The 17273-nt window shown below is 39.9% G+C and carries 18 protein-coding genes and 2 tRNA genes; 12 read left to right on the forward strand and 8 right to left on the reverse strand.

Features of this window, described 5'->3' with window-relative positions:
- Positions 1-66: 66 nt before the first annotated feature.
- Together AKG98_RS10300 and AKG98_RS22230 are read left to right on the forward strand one after the other, a co-directional pair.
- A tRNA-Asp gene (locus AKG98_RS10300) sits at positions 67-143 on the forward strand.
- A gap of 79 nt (positions 144-222) precedes the next feature.
- A tRNA-OTHER gene (locus AKG98_RS22230) sits at positions 223-318 on the forward strand.
- A gap of 542 nt (positions 319-860) precedes the next feature.
- On the opposite strand, the gene AKG98_RS10305 is transcribed toward AKG98_RS22230, so the two are convergent.
- On the reverse strand, positions 861-1490 hold the full coding sequence (locus AKG98_RS10305; protein ID WP_067045330.1) for an MBL fold metallo-hydrolase: 630 nt from the start codon (positions 1488-1490) through the stop codon (positions 861-863).
- Here AKG98_RS10305 and AKG98_RS22235 point away from each other — a divergent pair.
- Together AKG98_RS22235 and AKG98_RS10310 are read left to right on the forward strand one after the other, a co-directional pair.
- On the forward strand, positions 1474-1635 hold the full coding sequence (locus AKG98_RS22235; protein ID WP_157534109.1) for a hypothetical protein: 162 nt from the start codon (positions 1474-1476) through the stop codon (positions 1633-1635). The genes AKG98_RS10305 and AKG98_RS22235 overlap by 17 nt on opposite strands.
- A gap of 99 nt (positions 1636-1734) precedes the next feature.
- The gene (locus AKG98_RS10310) at positions 1735-2109 is read left to right on the forward strand and encodes a SirB2 family protein (RefSeq protein WP_067045332.1); all 375 of its coding nucleotides are present in this window, start codon (positions 1735-1737) and stop codon (positions 2107-2109) included.
- A 102-nt stretch (positions 2110-2211) separates the two neighbouring features.
- Here the strand turns inward: AKG98_RS10310 and lnt are convergent, their stop codons facing one another.
- From lnt to miaB, 5 genes are read right to left on the reverse strand one after another with little or no spacing between them, the layout of a single operon-like run.
- Complete coding sequence (gene lnt, locus AKG98_RS10315; protein ID WP_083543936.1) at positions 2212-3756, reverse strand: apolipoprotein N-acyltransferase; 1545 nt, start codon at positions 3754-3756, stop codon at positions 2212-2214.
- A 58-nt stretch (positions 3757-3814) separates the two neighbouring features.
- A complete protein-coding gene (gene corC / locus AKG98_RS10320; RefSeq protein ID WP_067045335.1) occupies positions 3815-4699 on the reverse strand; it encodes a CNNM family magnesium/cobalt transport protein CorC in 885 nt (294 codons plus the stop codon).
- Positions 4700-4741: 42 nt separating this feature from the next.
- Positions 4742-5203, reverse strand: coding sequence for an rRNA maturation RNase YbeY (gene ybeY / locus AKG98_RS10325; protein ID WP_067045338.1), 462 nt, complete (start codon positions 5201-5203; stop codon positions 4742-4744).
- Positions 5200-6231, reverse strand: a complete 1032-nt coding sequence (locus AKG98_RS10330) for a PhoH family protein (protein ID WP_067045341.1) — start codon at positions 6229-6231, stop codon at positions 5200-5202. Before AKG98_RS10330 ends, ybeY begins: the two co-directional genes overlap by 4 nt.
- Before the next feature lie 31 nt (positions 6232-6262).
- Positions 6263-7690 carry a tRNA (N6-isopentenyl adenosine(37)-C2)-methylthiotransferase MiaB gene (gene miaB / locus AKG98_RS10335; protein WP_067045345.1) on the reverse strand — a complete coding sequence of 476 codons (1428 nt, stop codon included), beginning with the start codon at positions 7688-7690 and terminating at the stop codon, positions 6263-6265.
- A gap of 224 nt (positions 7691-7914) precedes the next feature.
- On the opposite strand from miaB, the gene AKG98_RS10340 reads away from it, so the two are divergent.
- Complete coding sequence (locus AKG98_RS10340; protein WP_067045348.1) at positions 7915-9087, forward strand: FAD-dependent oxidoreductase; 1173 nt, start codon at positions 7915-7917, stop codon at positions 9085-9087.
- A gap of 6 nt (positions 9088-9093) precedes the next feature.
- On the opposite strand, the gene AKG98_RS10345 is transcribed toward AKG98_RS10340, so the two are convergent.
- A complete protein-coding gene (locus tag AKG98_RS10345; RefSeq protein WP_067045351.1) occupies positions 9094-9729 on the reverse strand; it encodes an outer membrane protein in 636 nt (211 codons plus the stop codon).
- An 8-nt stretch (positions 9730-9737) separates the two neighbouring features.
- Complete coding sequence (locus tag AKG98_RS21900) at positions 9738-12296, reverse strand: C25 family cysteine peptidase (protein ID WP_083543938.1); 2559 nt, start codon at positions 12294-12296, stop codon at positions 9738-9740.
- Between the two features lie 327 nt (positions 12297-12623).
- Between AKG98_RS21900 and AKG98_RS10355 the strand changes: the two genes are divergently transcribed.
- The 7 genes from AKG98_RS10355 to AKG98_RS10385 all read left to right on the forward strand — a co-directional run bounded on the left by AKG98_RS10355 (position 12624) and on the right by AKG98_RS10385 (position 17268).
- Positions 12624-13082, forward strand: coding sequence for a hypothetical protein (locus tag AKG98_RS10355; protein WP_157534111.1), 459 nt, complete (start codon positions 12624-12626; stop codon positions 13080-13082).
- Between the two features lie 585 nt (positions 13083-13667).
- Positions 13668-13892, forward strand: coding sequence for a Flp family type IVb pilin (locus AKG98_RS10360; RefSeq protein WP_198155489.1), 225 nt, complete (start codon positions 13668-13670; stop codon positions 13890-13892).
- A 24-nt stretch (positions 13893-13916) separates the two neighbouring features.
- Positions 13917-14327 (forward strand): prepilin peptidase, encoded by a 411-nt coding sequence (locus AKG98_RS10365; protein ID WP_067045356.1) that lies wholly within the window; start codon positions 13917-13919, stop codon positions 14325-14327.
- Positions 14328-14350: 23 nt separating this feature from the next.
- Positions 14351-15160 (forward strand): Flp pilus assembly protein CpaB, encoded by an 810-nt coding sequence (gene cpaB / locus AKG98_RS10370; RefSeq protein WP_083543939.1) that lies wholly within the window; start codon positions 14351-14353, stop codon positions 15158-15160.
- On the forward strand, positions 15157-15501 hold the full coding sequence (locus tag AKG98_RS10375; RefSeq protein ID WP_067045361.1) for a pilus assembly protein N-terminal domain-containing protein: 345 nt from the start codon (positions 15157-15159) through the stop codon (positions 15499-15501). The genes cpaB and AKG98_RS10375 overlap by 4 nt, the downstream gene beginning before the upstream one ends.
- A complete protein-coding gene (locus AKG98_RS10380; protein ID WP_067045364.1) occupies positions 15494-16807 on the forward strand; it encodes a type II and III secretion system protein family protein in 1314 nt (437 codons plus the stop codon). The genes AKG98_RS10375 and AKG98_RS10380 overlap by 8 nt, the downstream gene beginning before the upstream one ends.
- Complete coding sequence (locus AKG98_RS10385; RefSeq protein ID WP_157534112.1) at positions 16804-17268, forward strand: hypothetical protein; 465 nt, start codon at positions 16804-16806, stop codon at positions 17266-17268. The genes AKG98_RS10380 and AKG98_RS10385 overlap by 4 nt, the downstream gene beginning before the upstream one ends.
- Positions 17269-17273 lie beyond the last annotated feature (5 nt).

Here is a 17273-nt window from a genome sequence, read left to right on the forward strand (position 1 = left end):
ACTACAATCAAGGTTTTATACCTTGTATACAGAATAGACTGATGGAAACATTAGCACAGATTGTGCGGAGTGGTAGTTCAGTTGGTTAGAATACCGGCCTGTCACGCCGGGGGTCGCGGGTTCGAGTCCCGTCCACTCCGCCAACAACAACGAAAGCCTGAATCGAAAGATTCAGGCTTTTTTTGTGCCTGAAATTTAGGATACAAAAAATACAGATTGTTCGGAGTGGTAGTACAGTTGGTTAGACTGTTTACCAAAAAAGGCGGCCTGTCACGCCGAGGGTCGCGGGTTGTGGTTTATAGAAAGCCGTTCACTCTCTCTTTGCCAACAACAACGAAAGCCTGAATCGAAAGATTCAGGCTTTTTTTGTGCCTGAAATTCAGGATACAAAAAATACAGATTGTTCGGAGTGGTAGTTCAGTTGGTTAGACTGTTTACATAAAAAAGGCGGCCTGTCACGCTGCCGAAGGCTTCGCGGGTTGTGGTTTGTAGAAAGCCGTCCGCTTTCTCTTTGCCAACAACAACGAAAGCCTGAATCGAAAGATTCAGGCTTTTTTTGTGCCTGAAATTTAGGATGCAAAAAATACAGATTGTTCGGAGTGGTAGTTCAGTTGGTTAGACTGTTTACCTAAAAGAGGCGGCCTGTCACGCTGCCGAAGGCTTCGCGGGTTGTGGTTTGTAGAAAGTCGTCCGCTTTCTCTTTGCCAACAAACAACGAAAACCTGAATCGAAAACTTTTTATTAGAAATAGAGGCTTTTTTGTGCCTGAAATTGGAGATAGAAAAAAGCCCAAGCATATTTCAATATACTTGGGCTTAAATATCGTTTCCAAGGCTCGTAGGCCGCGTTCAGTCAGTCCACTATCTTACGTGCGGATTAGTTCTTTTTTCGTGACCGATAGTCGATGTTGGTCCATGACCTGGGAAAAATACTGTTTCTTCTGGTAATGTCCATAACTGGCCTTTGATCGCTGTCATCAAGGTATTAAAGCAACCTTGTGGGAAATCAGTACGACCGACAGAGCCATTGAATAATACATCACCAACAATCACTTGTTTCGTTGCTACGTGATTAAATACCACGTGCCCGGGTGTATGACCTGGGGTATGGAGAGCAGTTAATTCTTGATTACCAAATGAGATGATATCACCGTGCTCTAACCAGCGTTGTGGTTCAAACGGTGGTACTTCTGGAAAGCCGAACATCTGACCTTGCATTGGTAGTTTGTCTAACCAAAACTTATCTGCAATATGTGGACCTTCAATAGATACCTTTAATGCTGCAGCAAGTGCTTCAGTGCCGCCAACGTGATCAATATGAGCATGTGTTAAAAAGATCTTCTCTACTTCTACGCCATGTTGCTTTACTTGGCTAATAATCTTTTCAATGTCACCTCCGGGATCAACAATCGCGGCTTTATTGGTTTCAGGGCAGATTAATAGACTGCAATTTTGTTCAAAAGGCGTAACTGGAATGACTTTAACTTGCATTGCTTATCTCTCTTGGCTAGATAGTCGTGTTTGTTTAGCTATATACCCAAGTTACTTCAAAATGCTGATTGCGCATCTTGAAGTAGCTTGGGTATATATAGTTGCGCTAGTTTACCGATTTGTAGAGCAAGAGTATACGGTCTAAATTGTTACGCTGTTGTTACTTGATGATCTGTGTCAAAGCAGATTTTAGATTGCTGGTTATGATAACAACCCTTATTTCTATTCTTTTAACGGAACTATTATGTATCCATTGCTGTTGAAAGCTCATTTAGCTTTATTGTTGGTCAGTTTGTTAAGTTTTGCATTACGTACATTTTGGGCGATCAAAGGTTCTGAATATATTAACAATGAAGTTTTTTTTAAGATCCATAAAGTACTTAATTTGATACTTATTTTATCTGGTTTCGCGTTATGCGTGACGATCAATCAATACCCATTCGTTGATGCTTGGGTAACTGAAAAATTTGTGCTGTTATTTGCTTACGTTGGATTTGCGATGTTAGCGTTTAAGCCTCAGATGAACTTAAAAGTACGTCAGTTCTGTATTGCAGTGACTATGGTGTTTTTTGTGACTATTTTTTATATTGCGAAAACTAAAGTAGCATTGTTGATATAAATACTGATGTTATCGTGAGCGACGACTCATACGGGGATATTGAATGACAAAAATGGCACTCTAGAGTGCCATTTTTATTACTTAGTCATTTACGCGATTTATTTATAAGGAGACGTTGAGCTGACTTTTAGTTTTTCTTTTCTTCGTCAATAAATGATGACTTATTACACCTGCGAATAACATAAATGCCAGTATTAATAAGGGTGTATTACCATAACGGTTAAAAGGGGTCGTCCCTTGATAAGGCGTTACTTGTGCACGTAATACGGCTTTTTCGAATTGAGCTATACGGCCCACTTCTTGACCTTGTGCATCGTAAATAGCAGTGATACCTGTATTAGTACTGCGGATTACCGGACGCTGGAATTCAAATGCGCGCATTCTCGCGATCTCTAAATGCTGATCTGGACCTATTGAAGTGCCAAACCACGCATCGTTACTCACCGTTAAAATAAAGCCTGTATCAGGCGTTACAGTGTGTACTAGGGTCTGGTTAAAGGCGATTTCATAGCAAATTGCGGTGGCAATATGCACGTTACTTGCTAATAAATTCAATTGTTCCTCACCACCACGTTGGAATGATGACATCGGTAAATTAAATAAGGGCGCAATCGGTCTTAACAGATCTTCAAACGGAACGAACTCACCAATGGGCAATAATTTATTTTTGTAATAACGGTCATTAATAGGGGAATGATTATCATGCTGTTCAGGTTGACCGAGTACGATCACAGCATTGTAATATTCATCAATATTATCAACACGTTGGTAGTTAATGATACCAGTGATAAGGGTGGTATTCGTTTCGCGCATTAATTCTGATACATGATCCAAATAGCTTTTCACTTGGAACTCCAATGCTGGGATGGCTGATTCTGGCCAAATAATAATATCTGCATCGGTATTATCTAAACTTAGTTTTAAGTATTCATTGAGAATCTCAGCACGTTTTTCTGGTAGCCATTTTTCGTCTTGATCGGTATTACCTTGCACTAGTGCGATTGATTTTACGGCTGCAGGTGTTGTCCATTGTAGGCCTTGTAAGGCCATTGCCGACAATACGGTAAGGGATATAACGGCGGCTGGCATGATGAATTTACGTTCACGATAAACATAATACAAACTGGCGGTGATGAAGCAAACCGCGACCGTAATCCCTTCTACACCGAGAATTGGCGCGTAGTTAACCAACGGGGTATTCATCTGACTATAACCAAGTTGTAACCAAGGGAAACCTGTCATCACCCAACCGCGTAGCCAATCTGTGATTAGCCAGATTGCAGGAAAGGCAATAAAATAGCGTACTAAGGCTGAATGTGCGCTAAATCGGTTAACGAGATAAGCACAAAGCGCGGGGTAAATGGCAAGGTAAGCACACAATAGCAGAACCAATGACCATGCGACAGGTACAGGTAAACCACCAAAATCTAAGATGCTCACTGAAATCCAGTGGAGACCAGCGACAAAGAACCCAAGCCCCCACAGAAAGCCATATCCGGCGGCGTGTTTTGCTGATTTATTGTCAATGATAAAGAGTAGGGAAAATAATGAAACGTATAAGCTAATGCTGTAATCAAACGGTGCAAAAGCAAAGACGCTTAGTGCGCCAGCGAGTGGCGCACCTATTTTATGAATCAGTGATTTGATAGGTTATTCCTTTGTAGCAATTTACAGCGACAAGTGGAGTAACCTGCCACTGAGACGGTTAAGCTGATTCAGCTAAGCGATTCTGTTGTGCTTCAGGTACTTTCACTTGTAATTGGATGATACGACGGCGATCAGAAGAAATGACTTTAAATTGGAAGTCGTCAACCGTGATGATCTCGCCTTGCTCTGGTAGATGGCCAAATGCATGGGCAATCATCCCCCCAATAGTATCTACTTCATCATCGCTAAAGTCTGATGCGAAATAGTCATTAAAGTTATCAACAGGTGTTAATGCTTGCACTGAGAATACGCTTTTATTAATACGGCGGATATCTTCTTGTGCTGATTCATCTTCATCGAATTCGTCTTCAATTTCACCCACGATTTCTTCAAGAATATCTTCGATGGTAACAAGGCCTGATACACCACCAAATTCATCAACCACAACGGCCATATGATAGCGTTCAGAACGGAACTCTTTTAGGAGTTTATCAACACGTTTACTTTCTGGTACAACAACTGCTGGGCGTAAAATAGAAGACAGCTCAAAACTATCTGGCGCGCCAGTAAACACAAATTTAAGCAGATCTTTGGCTAATAAGATCCCTTCGATATGATCTTTATCTTCATTGACGACGGGGAAGCGCGAGTGCGCAGAGTCAATCATGATCGGTAAGAATTCTTCTACTTTTTGGCTCTTATCGATAGTAATTATCTGTGAGCGTGGGATCATGATATCACGTACTTTAAGTCCTGAGACTTCGAGCACACCTTCAATCATATCCTTTGTGTCTTGATCGATCAGTTCGCGATTTTCTGCATCCTGAATAACTTCTACAAGCTCTTCTCTGTTTTTCGGTTCACCTTGGAATAATTGAGAAAATTTGTCAAAAAAACCTTTTTTTGATGAACCGTTTGTCGAGTGAGGTTTGTCGCCGTTCATAGTTTGTTGTACCTAAGTTATATAAAGTTAATGGTATTAATATTACTTTTCAGTAATATAGGGGTCTTCAAATTCTAGCTCTAGCATGATTTCGGTTTCCAGACCTTCCATCTCTTCGGCTTCTTCATCGATAATATGATCATAGCCGAGTAAATGTAAAGTACCATGAATAACCATATGCGCCCAATGTGCGGTCAGGGGTTTTTGTTGCTCTTGTGCTTCGTGTTCAACAACTTGTTTGCAGATAATTAAATCACCAAGCAGGTCTAATTCAATGCCTTCTGGTACTTCGAATGGAAACGAAAGTACATTTGTGGGTTTGTTTTTGCCACGGTAATCGTTATTCAATTGTTGGCTTTCTTCGTTATCAACAATACGAATTGTTACTTCGGCACTGTCTTGAAAACGTTTAACAACCGAATTGAGCCAAGTTGTAAATTGTGCTTCGGTTGGTAATTGCTGTTCATCTTCAGTCGCAATTTGTAAATCTAGCGTAGTATTCATTGGTCTTTATCCTTACGGGCAATGCTATTTTCAAAGTGTTCATAAGCATCGACAATTTTTGCAACAACAGGATGACGAACGATATCATTGGACATGAAAACATTAAAACTGATTTCTTTTACTGGCTCAAGTACATCCATTGCATGGCGTAAGCCTGATGTGATATGTTTTGGTAAATCAACTTGCGTAATATCACCAGTAATCACCGCTTTGGAATTAAAACCAATTCGGGTTAAAAACATTTTCATTTGTTCAATAGTGGTGTTCTGACTTTCATCTAAAATAATAAACGCATCATTTAATGTACGGCCACGCATATATGCAAGTGGTGCAATTTCTATGACATTGCGCTCAATTAAACGTTCCACTTTTTCAAAGCCAAGCATCTCAAATAACGCATCATAGAGTGGGCGTAAATAAGGATCAACTTTTTGGCTTAAGTCACCGGGTAGAAAACCTAACTTTTCACCGGCTTCAACAGCAGGGCGTGTTAATAAAATACGACGGACTTCTTGTCGCTCTAAGGCATCGACAGCTGCCGCAACGGCTAAATAGGTTTTTCCTGTACCAGCAGGACCAATACCAAAGGTTATATCGTGGGTTAAAATATTGGCAATGTAATTGGCTTGATTGTCACCACGCGGCTTAATTAGGCCTCGTTTGGTTTTAATCACAGTGCTAAAACTAGCTACGGTTTGCTTAGGCTCAGGTTCGAGTAATCGACATGCTTGTATCGCAAGATGAATTTTCTCTGGCTCAATGTCGATTACTTGGCCTTTAACAGGTTGTGTCTCAACATAAAGATCACGAAGAATATCCATACAACTGTGCGCATTAACCGGATTACCGGTAATATGGAATTGATTATTTTGATAAGTGATTTCGACTTCTAAACGACGTTCAAGTTGTTTTAGATTGTCATCAAATGGGCCACATAAATGAGCGAGTCGCGCACCGTCTGCGGGTTCTAAAAATATATCGAGCGTTGTCGTATTTTTATTCAAAATCATCTCATTAGGCAGAGCCATTAAAGGTCATTAATGGCTCTTAGTCTATCTCTTATGGGTTGAACTTAGCAACACCTAGCTCATTGGGCTGATTGGTAGCTCGCGCCAATATTTCGCTTGGTTTGACGGCACTACGTAGACCCATCTCATTTTCTCCACGGATGAACACACCGCGGATAGAGTTAGGGAATACATCCACAATGTCTACATCTACAAACGTACCGATTAGATCTGGCGAGCCTTCGAAGTTAACAACACGGTTGTTTTCGGTACGGCCAGTCAGTTCCATGATATTTTTCTTCGATGGACCTTCAACTAAAATACGTTGTACGGTATTGACCATATTACGGCCAATCTTTTGTGACATTTGGCTGATACGTGTTTGTAAGATACTTAAACGTTCTTTCTTTTCTTCTAGCGATACGTCATCCGGTAAATCTGCCGCTGGCGTACCTGGACGTGCGCTGTAGATAAAGCTAAAGCTGATATCGTATTCAATATCTTCAATTAGTTTCATGGTATCCGCAAAATCTTGTTTGCTTTCACCAGGGAAACCGATAATGAAATCTGAACTCATCACCAGACCCGGACGGGCTTTACGCAGTTTACGGATCAATGATTTGTATTCTAAGGCTGTGTGCGCACGTTTCATCAAGGTTAGGATACGGTCTGAACCTGACTGTACCGGTAGGTGTAAGTGTGACACCAGCTCCGGTGTATCTTTGTATACATCGATAATATCGCTAGTAAACTCAATTGGGTGACTGGTGGTATAACGGATACGGTCGATACCATCAATTGCGGCCACATAACGTAATAAATCAGCAAATGAGCATATATCACCATCATGCATTTCGCCACGGAAAGCATTGGCGTTTTGACCAAGTAGGTTTACTTCACGTACACCTTGTTCTGCGAGTTGCGCAATTTCGTATAAGACATCATCAAGTGGGCGGCTTACTTCTTCACCACGGGTATAAGGAACTACGCAGAATGAGCAGTATTTTGAACAGCCTTCCATAATAGATACAAATGCTGATACACCGTCGGCACGTGGCTCAGGTAAGCGATCAAATTTTTCGATTTCAGGGAAACTGACATCCACAAGACCTTTTTTACCAGCTTGTGCATCTATGATCATTTCTGGTAAGCGGTGTAAAGTCTGTGGACCAAATACCAGGTTTACAATGGGTGCGCGTTTCTGAATTGCTGCACCTTCTTGTGATGCTACGCAGCCACCCACGCCAATCACTAATTTCGGATTACGTTTCTTTAGCTTTTTCCAGCGGCCCAGTTGGTGGAATACTTTTTCTTGCGCTTTCTCTCTGATAGAACAGGTGTTTAATAGAAGAACATCCGCTTCCTCTGGGTTGTCAGTCAGTTCAAAACCATTTTCGGCATTTAACAAATCTGCCATTTTTGATGAATCGTATTCGTTCATCTGGCAGCCCCAGGTTTTAATGTGCAGTTTTTTACTCATTATCCACGTTGCTCTTTATTATTTATTGCTATATTCGGGTTGTGTGAGAACACACAGAAGATCGAGTATTCTACTGCCTTAATAGCCAGTTGACTAGACGTTATCACTGCTTCTATGTATAAATTTACTGTAATTTTCGTTGTACAAAGCAATCATTTCGACGTAAAGCTTGGTAGAATTCTGATTCAGATAAGAATTTAGCCTTAAACGGTTCAGGAAGCATGATGCAGGAATTTGATGTAATTATTGTTGGTGGTGGAATGGTTGGTGCAAGTACCGCTAATCTACTCGCACCTTCGGGACTTAAAATTGCGGTAATTGAAGCGCAAGCACCGCCTGCTTTTTCATTTGAGCAACCGATGGATCTGCGTGTGTCGGCGATCAGTCTGGCCTCCCAGCAACTGCTTGTTGCGACAGGTGCTTGGTCTAATATCAGAGAAATGCGTCTTTGCCCTTATCGTCGTTTAGAAACGTGGGATCAAGGTGGCTGCGAAATCAAATTCCATGCTAACGATATTGGTTACGACAAGTTAGGTTACATCATTGAAAACCGGGTGATCCAATTAGGCTTACTCGAAGCAATGAAACGTCACAGTAATGTACAGTTAATGTGTCCTGAGAAAGTTGCCACACTTGAGCAAAACAGTGAATACGCTGAAATTACGTTAACCTCAGGCGCTAAACTACGTGCTAAGTTGGTGCTTGCTGCTGATGGTGCTAACTCGATTATTCGTCAGCAAAGTAATATTGGCATTAACAGTTGGGATTATCGCCAAAACTGCATGTTAATTAATATTGATACTGAACAATCGCAGCAAGACGTTACTTGGCAGGAGTTTTCACCAACGGGGCCAATGGCGTTATTACCGTTACCTGGGCATAAAGCATCGTTGGTTTGGTATCATCAAACCGCGCACATCAACTATTTAAGTAAACTGTCTAATGCTGAACTTAAAGTGGAAGTACAACAACATTTTCCTGATCTGATTGGTGGATTTGAGATCACTAACCATGGTTCATTTCCTCTGACACGACGTCATGCGCAGCAATATTATAAAGGCCGTGTGGTACTGCTCGGTGATGCAGCACATACCATTAATCCATTAGCGGGGCAGGGCGTTAATATCGGTTTTAAAGATGTAAATGTATTATGCGAGCTAATTAGAAGTGCGGTGATTGAAGGCGAAGCCTGGGACAGTGAAGCATTATTAAAACAATATCAACGCAGCAGAAAGCCAGATAATATGTTAATGCAAACCAGTATGGATCTGTTCTATTCGGTATTTAGTAATAACTCTGCACCTGCGAAGATACTGCGTAACTTTGGACTTGCTGTTGCACAGCGCGCCGGACCCTTAAAGCGTCAGGCGCTACGTTATGCGATAGGCTTGAGTTAATTAAAGCTAGAATTTGTAACCTAAAGAGATATAAAGTGATGAAAATGTATAATCATCACTTACTCTTTTTCTTTCTTGATAATTTATATCTTCAATGATTTCATCATATTTAAGCTTGGCTGTATTGACCTGATATTGTATACCTATATCGAAATTATCAGAGATTGAATACTTCCCTCCTAAACTGGCAATATAACCAAAACCGGAGCCTTTTACTTCCATCGGTAATATCCCTTCCCCAGATTCAGTACGTAGTATGTTGTAGCTTACTCCAAGAGTGGTGAATAATTTTATGCTTTTATTCGGACTGAAATAGAGTACAGGGGCTACATGTGCTGAATAGGTCGTTAAATCTAGTATTACTGATGAATTGCTAAAGCGATAGAAGCTATTTTTATGGAGATCTAAGCCGCCTTTGACACCGAAGTAAACACTGTGGTTATCAGATAATGTTGCCAGTATATGCGTTCTTTCTACGGCAAAACTATAATTATGCTCATTGACATCGACCGCAGAGTTCTCTGCTATCGATGTAAAACCTAATTTTAAATCGATAAAATGGGAAGTGTTATCAAGGGTCTTGTTGGCATTGGCAGTCCCCGTTGTTATTAATAACGCTATGGTAAGAATTATTTTCTTCATTTTTATGTTCATCTTTTTGATTTAGAGTATTTTTGATTACGCATTAGGCTTAGGGCAATCATGAATATAATTAACATAAAGTCTATAGACGCAGCAGACTTTGTAGCGGTGGATTTGACAGGTGTAACAGGCGTGACAGGCGTGACAGGTGTAACAGGTGTGACAGGTGTAACAGGCGTGACAGGCGTAACAGGTGTGACAGGCGTAACAGGTGTGACAGGCGTGACAGGCGTGACAGGTGTAACAGGTGTAACAGGTGTAACAGGTGTAACAGGTGTAACAGGTGTAACAGGTGTAACAGGTGTAACAGGCGGTATCACTATTACAGCGGGTTCTACATTGACAGTTGTTTGATAAGGTATGCTGTTATGTTCTGTGATGGTAATCTTGAAGGACTTTTCAGCTTTAATGTGATCAAATGCTATGTGACCAGATGCATTGGTTTTACCTACCAAAGACTTACCATCTGAAAATACTAAAGCCACTCGCGCACCTTCGATAATGTTAGCTTGAGTTCGCACTGTAATATTAAAGTTTGTTATGTCACCTTGAGTAAGCGATTTATCGTGGTCGGCATATAATTGCTGAGGCTGTGCTGTCCGTAATTCTAACTCAGGATCGCCGTACCAGTTAAATAGACGAGCTGTTAATACCGCTATTTTGCTATTGGCCGTGTATTGCGTAAAGACACGATCTTTTGCCCGATTTAACGCAATGGCTGGTTTCCATGATGTGGGATATAATGCACTCGACCAAGTGGTATCGTAATCGTCCCAAAAGGTATCCATGATACCTACATGAAATAAATCATTATATCCAGAATAACTGACACGTGCTGCACCGGTAAATCCGACGGAACCACCGCTAGTACTTCGCATCCAAGATTCGGCAAATGTATCTTTACCATCAAACCAGCCCGTCGCACAGTTTAGGCTGAAAACGACAGGGGTAAGCGTATTATTGGTTAACGTGCTGACATCTGAACTGACAAATTGAGGATCTGCCCAACCTTGACCTCCGGCATAACCATGGTCGCGATGCATTACAAATCCGACTCCGGAATTAATGATGGCTGTAATGTCATCTCGGTCACCTCTCCCCTGGTTTTTCCACACTTGTGGAACAATAGCTGGAGGGGGAATTCTGCCTGTGCCATAACCCCAACCGCCATAAGTGAGGTCTTTATTGGTTGCTGAATCCCATTTTAACGCTGTATGAATCTGAAAACCTTTATTAAATGGATCTACTGGCTGGTCAAAAAAATCATAATCAGGCCCAAGAAAATCGGCTAGACGGTGCAAATCTTCCATGAACATGCGATCGGCTTTTAAATCACCTTTGCTGTCCTGGAATTGACCTGCTAATAAGACATGATTATAACGCTCACTGATTACTGGTTTTTTTTGATACGTTAAGGTTTTGTTGACCATTGCTGTTATCTGAACGGCTGTATCTCCCGGTAAGCGGCCGATGACAATATCGGCGTAGTAATCATTCCCGTCAAGTAAGCTATATTCAAAATCGGTATACCATTTATGGTCTTTGCCATGAAAAGAGTGACCAATCTGTTCCCAGGCCGGTAAATCTTCATGATCACCGACTAATAATACATAACTCGTCATGGTTCCATTATCGTAAGCATCTTTAATGAATGCCTTAATTTCTTCCTGGCTATTACCTGTGATATCTGTAGAGGCTACATAAACTTGATAACCCATCTGGCGTTTCCATTCTGCCAATGGTGTTATCGCATGAATAAAGTTAGGTGGGGTAATAATCAAATAATCGGCCTGTTGTGAAGCTGATAATGATGTATCTATTTCCAAATTGCTGTTCGTACCAGACTTGGCTTTGTGTTCATACGGAAATTCATCTAAAAGGGGGTCTTGGCGTTTTTGTTCCTTCCCCCTCATTTCAGGATAAACATACTGCAAATGGAAACGAATCTTTTTTGCAAAGCGTACTGTTTTGTTTAGTGGATTGAAGTCGATAGGATGATAGCTTACTACAATAAATTTTTTACCGCGGACATTAACCGGAGATAAAAGTTCGACCGGCGCAGCTGTACTACCTGCCATTTGCATATATGCTTCTTTATTTTTTACAAAGGGTAACAGTTCATCGGGACGCTCACCATTCATAAGGGCAACATCAGGAAAAGGCAGTTGAACAGGGTCTATCGTTGTATTGATAAATGTATCAGACCAGAGTATCTCATCGATGATTAACTCAACTTCTGCAGCGTCGGGGATAGCCAGCATTTGAGAGTAACTTTCAATATTAGGGTTACCTGGTATTTTGTGCCCCCCACCATCAGGCAATAGAATACGGTCGTATGTTATGCCGTCATCCAGTACTACTTTTGAAAATGTGGCTGAGTGCAAAGTAGCTTCAAGATTTTTACCATAAGCATCTTGGCTTATAATTGAGATATGTTTAGTGTTTTTTTCTGATGGGTAGTTGAAAATAATTTCTTTTTTATCTACAAGCTTACTATCAACATGCTCTGAAGCGATGACTGGCAGTACAGATAAAAAATAGATCATACTGAGTAATATTTTCTTCATTATAAATTCCAAGTAGACGAATAAAAATATATTTACGTGGAATTCTGCATTTAGAATAATGATTAGTAAAATAATAAAAAATTATTTTACTATAATGAAATTTTATTAAGGCATCGTTGAATTATGATTGACGGCATTAATGTTAGCGGTTGACGAGGATTATTAAATTTAATTATCTATGCATAATAGATAATTATTATACAAAACTTATATTGTGTAATATTTTGGCTGTCAATAATATTAAATTGTCAGAGATTATAATAAGTGAGTGGTGCTTTAAGTAAGTTTATTTTTATATTCGGATTCGTTTCTCAGTCGACTTTAGCTGTGGGACCTATTAATTATAAACTGGTTGATTTACCTGACTTTCATCGTGATGATGGTTACGGTGATATGCTGCAAGGTGAAGTATTATTAGCTCTAGATACTGCTTATAGTCGGTATTCACCGCTAAATGAAATTCGGATTATGCCCGAGCAGACGGTTAATGCGGGCAGCTGGCTTTTCCTCGATGCAAGTCAGTCTGTTGTACAAATTGACGGTTTTTTGTATAAGTGGAGACAAACGGCTGGAAAAGAAGTACTTATTAATAGATCGGACTCTATAAGAGCATGGGTACAAACGCCGAGTAATATAACCCGTGATGAAACACTTGAATTCGAGCTGATGGTTATAGATGATAAGGGCAAATATGTTGTTATTACACATACTGTATTCTTGACGGCTATTGCTAGTAGTCCTGCGCAACTCGATCATCCTACCCTGACTCGTTATAGTGAATCCTGATAAATAAAATTAATTGTATCCGTAATTATATTTATATTATTTTATTGTGTTCGAAGGGACTCAATTACGTATTAAAAATTAGTGAGTTTAATATTAAATGTAGGAGTTTAGATTATTAAATCATTTATTTTTCTGGTTTAAATTGTTGTTTTTACCTCTATTTAGTTATTCTGACGAGTTTAACTCGGTTATATTTATCGATTAAAGAGGTGATGGATATATATAATGATCTTGACAATAAGCCGATGTTAAATAGTTGTCGGGTACATAAAAACTAGCTTAGACCTGTAGGTATGGCTTGGTTCTAACCGTAATAATCGTTGACTATTTTACTCCCGTTTTACAATCAAATAAAAATGGCTGATACAGACGTTCTGTATCAGCCATTTTTATTTTCTATGAAATACCTAGTTGTGGATAATATTCTAAATACCCAGTATTTGGTAGTTCATATGTCTGTGTGGGTAGGTTGTATTGGCATTACATTTTGTTATAGGGACATAAATATAGATTATTGTACAGTTTCATTACCTTAATTTACACTCATTTTCTATTCCAACAATATAATGACTTAGGATATAAAAGATGAACTTACTCAATAATATGTGTGTACGTATATATGTTTCTACGCAGAGCCAACTACGTGCTTTTGCTAAAGATGAAAAGGGTGTCACGGCCATTGAATATGCAATTATCGCCGTGGCTGTGTCTACGCTGGTATTGGGTGTATTTAATAGTGATGGGTTTGGCAAGGTTCTGGGAGAAGCAATCGATAAAGTTAAAGCCAATATTGGTACAGCAGGAACATAAGCGACGATTTTAATCGTGTCTAGTATGAGCTTATATGCCTTGTTGTTTGCGTTGTTTTTCTGCACTACGTATATGGATGTGACGGTAAGGCAGCTGCCTAATAGCTTGGTTATACTAACGGCCTTGTTATGCCTGACGGTAGCGATAAGTGGTGACTTTTACATTAGCTCACTTCAGCAGTCAGCTTTGGCATTAGCGCTGGGGTTCGGGCTGTTTCTGTTACGAGTCTGTGGCGCTGGCGATATTAAGTTAATTGCTGCTTATCTGCTGGGTATAAAGCCAGAATATTGGGCTCTGTTTCTATTTGTTATGTCACTGATAGGTACTTTTGTCGGCGTAGTGCAATATATTTTCAGGGGTCAACAAAATGCGGGTATACCTTATGGTATTGCTATTTCATTGTCAGGCTTATCCTTTGTTATCGCGTCAGTTTAAGAACATAGTTTTAGGTACATAGCATGAATCAGAAAGTCATATTTTTCGTTGTGTTGGTGGGGTTGATCGTCACTCTGATGGGAATAAAAATAATGCTGTTTCCGGCTGATACAACTAGCACTGGTAAGGTTGACGATATAGCCATGGTTGATATTTGGCAGGCCAAAGAAGCATTAGATAAAGGTGAGCCGCTGTCAGAAGATAAGCTAGAGCACATTTCTATGTCACAGAGTGAAGCTCGCTGGAATGGATTCTCGGGTGAACAAACCTTGCCTTTTCATCATCAGGCGATATTGAGTCAGTCAATTGAAATCGGTGCTGAGGTCACGCGCAATGATGTGGTTTTACCCGGTGATCCTCGCTATATCAGTTTAGTTCTACCAAGTGATAAATTGGCTTACCCTCTTACTGTCAATAAAAAACAATTGCTTGCAAACGCATTGAGGGTCGGCGATTTTGTCGATGTATTTACCTTTAACTCTCCAGATGTCAATACTGCTGACGATGGCTTTGGTTCCCATCGGAATCTCATGATCACAATGTTACTTAACCGTATCAAATTGTTGTCGGTACCAGAATTAAATAATGAAAATGAAGCGGTGACTAATGCAGATTCAGTCAACGTGCTTATCGAACTTGGCAAGGAAGATGCGATGACTCTGGCGCTTGCTGAAAAAATCACTCAGATTGATCTTATGCCGTTCACCGAAGGTACGCACCCGAGCAGTATTGGTACTGAAGCATTGATTGAGGCGATTAAAGCAGATCAGCGTGAATCGGTCCGAGAGATTCGTGGTGTGAATGATTCACTTAAACAGGATATGTACAGATGAAATTATTAAAGCCTGTCTTCGCCGTCTTATTATTGTCTATAAGTTCAACGGCCTTTTCTGCCGGAATGATCCGCTTACATCCGGGCAATGCTAAAACGATTAATTTTAGTTCAGAGGTTGCCACTATCTTCGTTTCTATACCTGAAGTTATGAATTATAAAGTGATTAATCATCAGAAGGTTGTGATATTTGCATTGGAAGAGGGTCTATCCGCTTTTATTGTTTATGATCGGGATGGCAATGAAATTTATAACAAATCAGTTGATGTTGTAAAAGTAGTGGTAAAAAAAGGCGTACGAGAACTAAGAGCAGATCAAGAAAAAGGGATTGGCGATGAATAAGATCAATCTCACATTCGCAATCCTACTGCTGTTGGTATGCAAGCCTTTATTCGCATCCAAGATCATTAATTTGAATACAGGCGATGCCCAAACTGTCATGTTAGATACCAGCGCAGCCACCGTATTTATGTCTCAACCTAAAATCGTTGATTATAAAATGATTGATGACAGTAAAGTGGTTATTTTTGCAAAAGAAGAAGGCCAATCGACGTTTATTGTTTATGGCGATCAAGGCCAAGAGATCCATAATAGTTTGGTGGTCGTAAATCGAGACCTAACATTATTAGAACAACAGCTTGCGGCTTATTTTCCTGATGAAGAGATAATGCTGAATAATGTTGGCCAGCAGGTTGTGCTATCTGGAACTGTTGCTACAGGTAGAGTCAAACAAAAAATTTATAATTTTGTTGGCGAAATGATGGGAAAAAAAAGTAAAGACTTACTCGTAACTGTATCTGCTGACGAGCAAGATCAAGAACTTGATTATATGACACGTCAAATATATTCCGGCGTGATTAATAATATCAAAGTCATTAGCAGTCAGCAGATTAATGTGAAATTAACGATTGCTGAAGTATCAAGTTCATTTATGGATGAGATTGGGATTAAATATTCAGCGGTGGCGGGTACAGCTGGAAATCATATTAATCAGTTATTACATTTTAGTGCCACTGATATTGTGAACATCATCACTGCCGTAGACGATGATAAAGTGGGGCGAATCCTTGCTGAACCAAACCTGTCGGTTATCTCTGGTGAAACGGCCAGTTTCCTGGTTGGCGGTGAACTTCCTATCGTCACTTATATCGATAATACCGCTAATGTGATGTTTAAAGAGTACGGAATAAAATTGGACGTAGCTGCTCAAGTTATTGATGAAAATAATATCAGAGTAACGCTGATTCCTGAAGTTAGCTCATTAGATACGACTAATGCAGCCAGTAATTTTAATCTTCCGTCGCTGAAAACACGTAAAGCTAAAACAACAGTAGAATTGCAAAATGGTCAAAGTTTTGTTTTGGCTGGCTTATTAACGTCTGAGAATAGTGAATCAGTCACTAAGGTTCCTTTGCTTGGTGATATTCCCATTCTAGGCGCATTATTTACTTATACCAAATCGAAAAGAACCACTACTGAGCTAATTATTGTTGCGACAGTGAATTTAGTCAGCCCGATATCAACAGAGTCAGTAGTCCTTCCTTCGATGCAGAAAGTCACCATGTTAGAAAGAATATTACGCGTTAATTTATCCGATAATGATCGTGAACAAATTGGTGAAATCACCGCTACAATGGGATTTAAATGATGCGGATTATAAGCTTTATATTAGCTGGAATATTGCTATGTGGTTGCAATCAGCAACTACCGTGGACGAATGATTTACAAGTTAGTGAGAAAGTGAATCAGGTCGAATTTAATCTGTTCGAACCTGAACAGGCGAAGCGCGTACTTGCTGATTTTTTACGTAATAAAATTAATAAAGATCAATATTATGCGGTGACTGTGAATTACGCCATTGAGCAAAGTTCTTTTGTCGATGATATGAAACAGTTAGTGAAAGATATTGGACTTGACCCTCGTAAGGTTAATTTTCTGGTGAAAGACGAACAGCAGAAAAAAGATTTTAAAATTGAGATTAAAACACAGCATGTCAGTCATCAGGAATGTCCTTCCTACAATATTTTTAATGAAGGCTTTCGGGCTGGCTGTGTCGTGGAAATTAATCGCTGGAAAAGCATGGTTTCACCAGTAAGCAATTTACAGTAGAGGTC

It is taken from the genome of Moritella sp. JT01 (genome assembly GCF_001574435.1).
GTDB lineage: Bacteria > Pseudomonadota > Gammaproteobacteria > Enterobacterales > Moritellaceae > Moritella.

Bases quoted from the DNA above. Each gene is read 5' to 3' on its own strand.
- AKG98_RS10375 (WP_067045361.1), top strand. From the start codon at position 15,157: ATGAAATTATTAAAGCCTGTCTTCGCCGTCTTATTATTGTCTATAAGT.
- AKG98_RS10345 (WP_067045351.1), bottom strand. From the start codon at position 9,729: ATGAAGAAAATAATTCTTACCATAGCGTTATTAATAACAACGGGGACT.
- AKG98_RS10340 (WP_067045348.1), top strand. From the start codon at position 7,915: ATGCAGGAATTTGATGTAATTATTGTTGGTGGTGGAATGGTTGGTGCA.
- AKG98_RS10360 (WP_198155489.1), top strand. From the start codon at position 13,668: ATGAACTTACTCAATAATATGTGTGTACGTATATATGTTTCTACGCAG.
- AKG98_RS21900 (WP_083543938.1), bottom strand. From the start codon at position 12,296: ATGAAGAAAATATTACTCAGTATGATCTATTTTTTATCTGTACTGCCA.
- AKG98_RS10305 (WP_067045330.1), bottom strand. From the start codon at position 1,490: ATGCAAGTTAAAGTCATTCCAGTTACGCCTTTTGAACAAAATTGCAGT.
- ybeY (WP_067045338.1), bottom strand. From the start codon at position 5,203: ATGAATACTACGCTAGATTTACAAATTGCGACTGAAGATGAACAGCAA.
- AKG98_RS10365 (WP_067045356.1), top strand. From the start codon at position 13,917: ATGAGCTTATATGCCTTGTTGTTTGCGTTGTTTTTCTGCACTACGTAT.
- AKG98_RS10380 (WP_067045364.1), top strand. From the start codon at position 15,494: ATGAATAAGATCAATCTCACATTCGCAATCCTACTGCTGTTGGTATGC.
- cpaB (WP_083543939.1), top strand. From the start codon at position 14,351: ATGAATCAGAAAGTCATATTTTTCGTTGTGTTGGTGGGGTTGATCGTC.
- miaB (WP_067045345.1), bottom strand. From the start codon at position 7,690: ATGAGTAAAAAACTGCACATTAAAACCTGGGGCTGCCAGATGAACGAA.
- AKG98_RS10310 (WP_067045332.1), top strand. From the start codon at position 1,735: ATGTATCCATTGCTGTTGAAAGCTCATTTAGCTTTATTGTTGGTCAGT.
- AKG98_RS10330 (WP_067045341.1), bottom strand. From the start codon at position 6,231: ATGGCTCTGCCTAATGAGATGATTTTGAATAAAAATACGACAACGCTC.
- corC (WP_067045335.1), bottom strand. From the start codon at position 4,699: ATGAACGGCGACAAACCTCACTCGACAAACGGTTCATCAAAAAAAGGT.
- AKG98_RS22235 (WP_157534109.1), top strand. From the start codon at position 1,474: ATGACTTTAACTTGCATTGCTTATCTCTCTTGGCTAGATAGTCGTGTT.
- AKG98_RS10385 (WP_157534112.1), top strand. From the start codon at position 16,804: ATGATGCGGATTATAAGCTTTATATTAGCTGGAATATTGCTATGTGGT.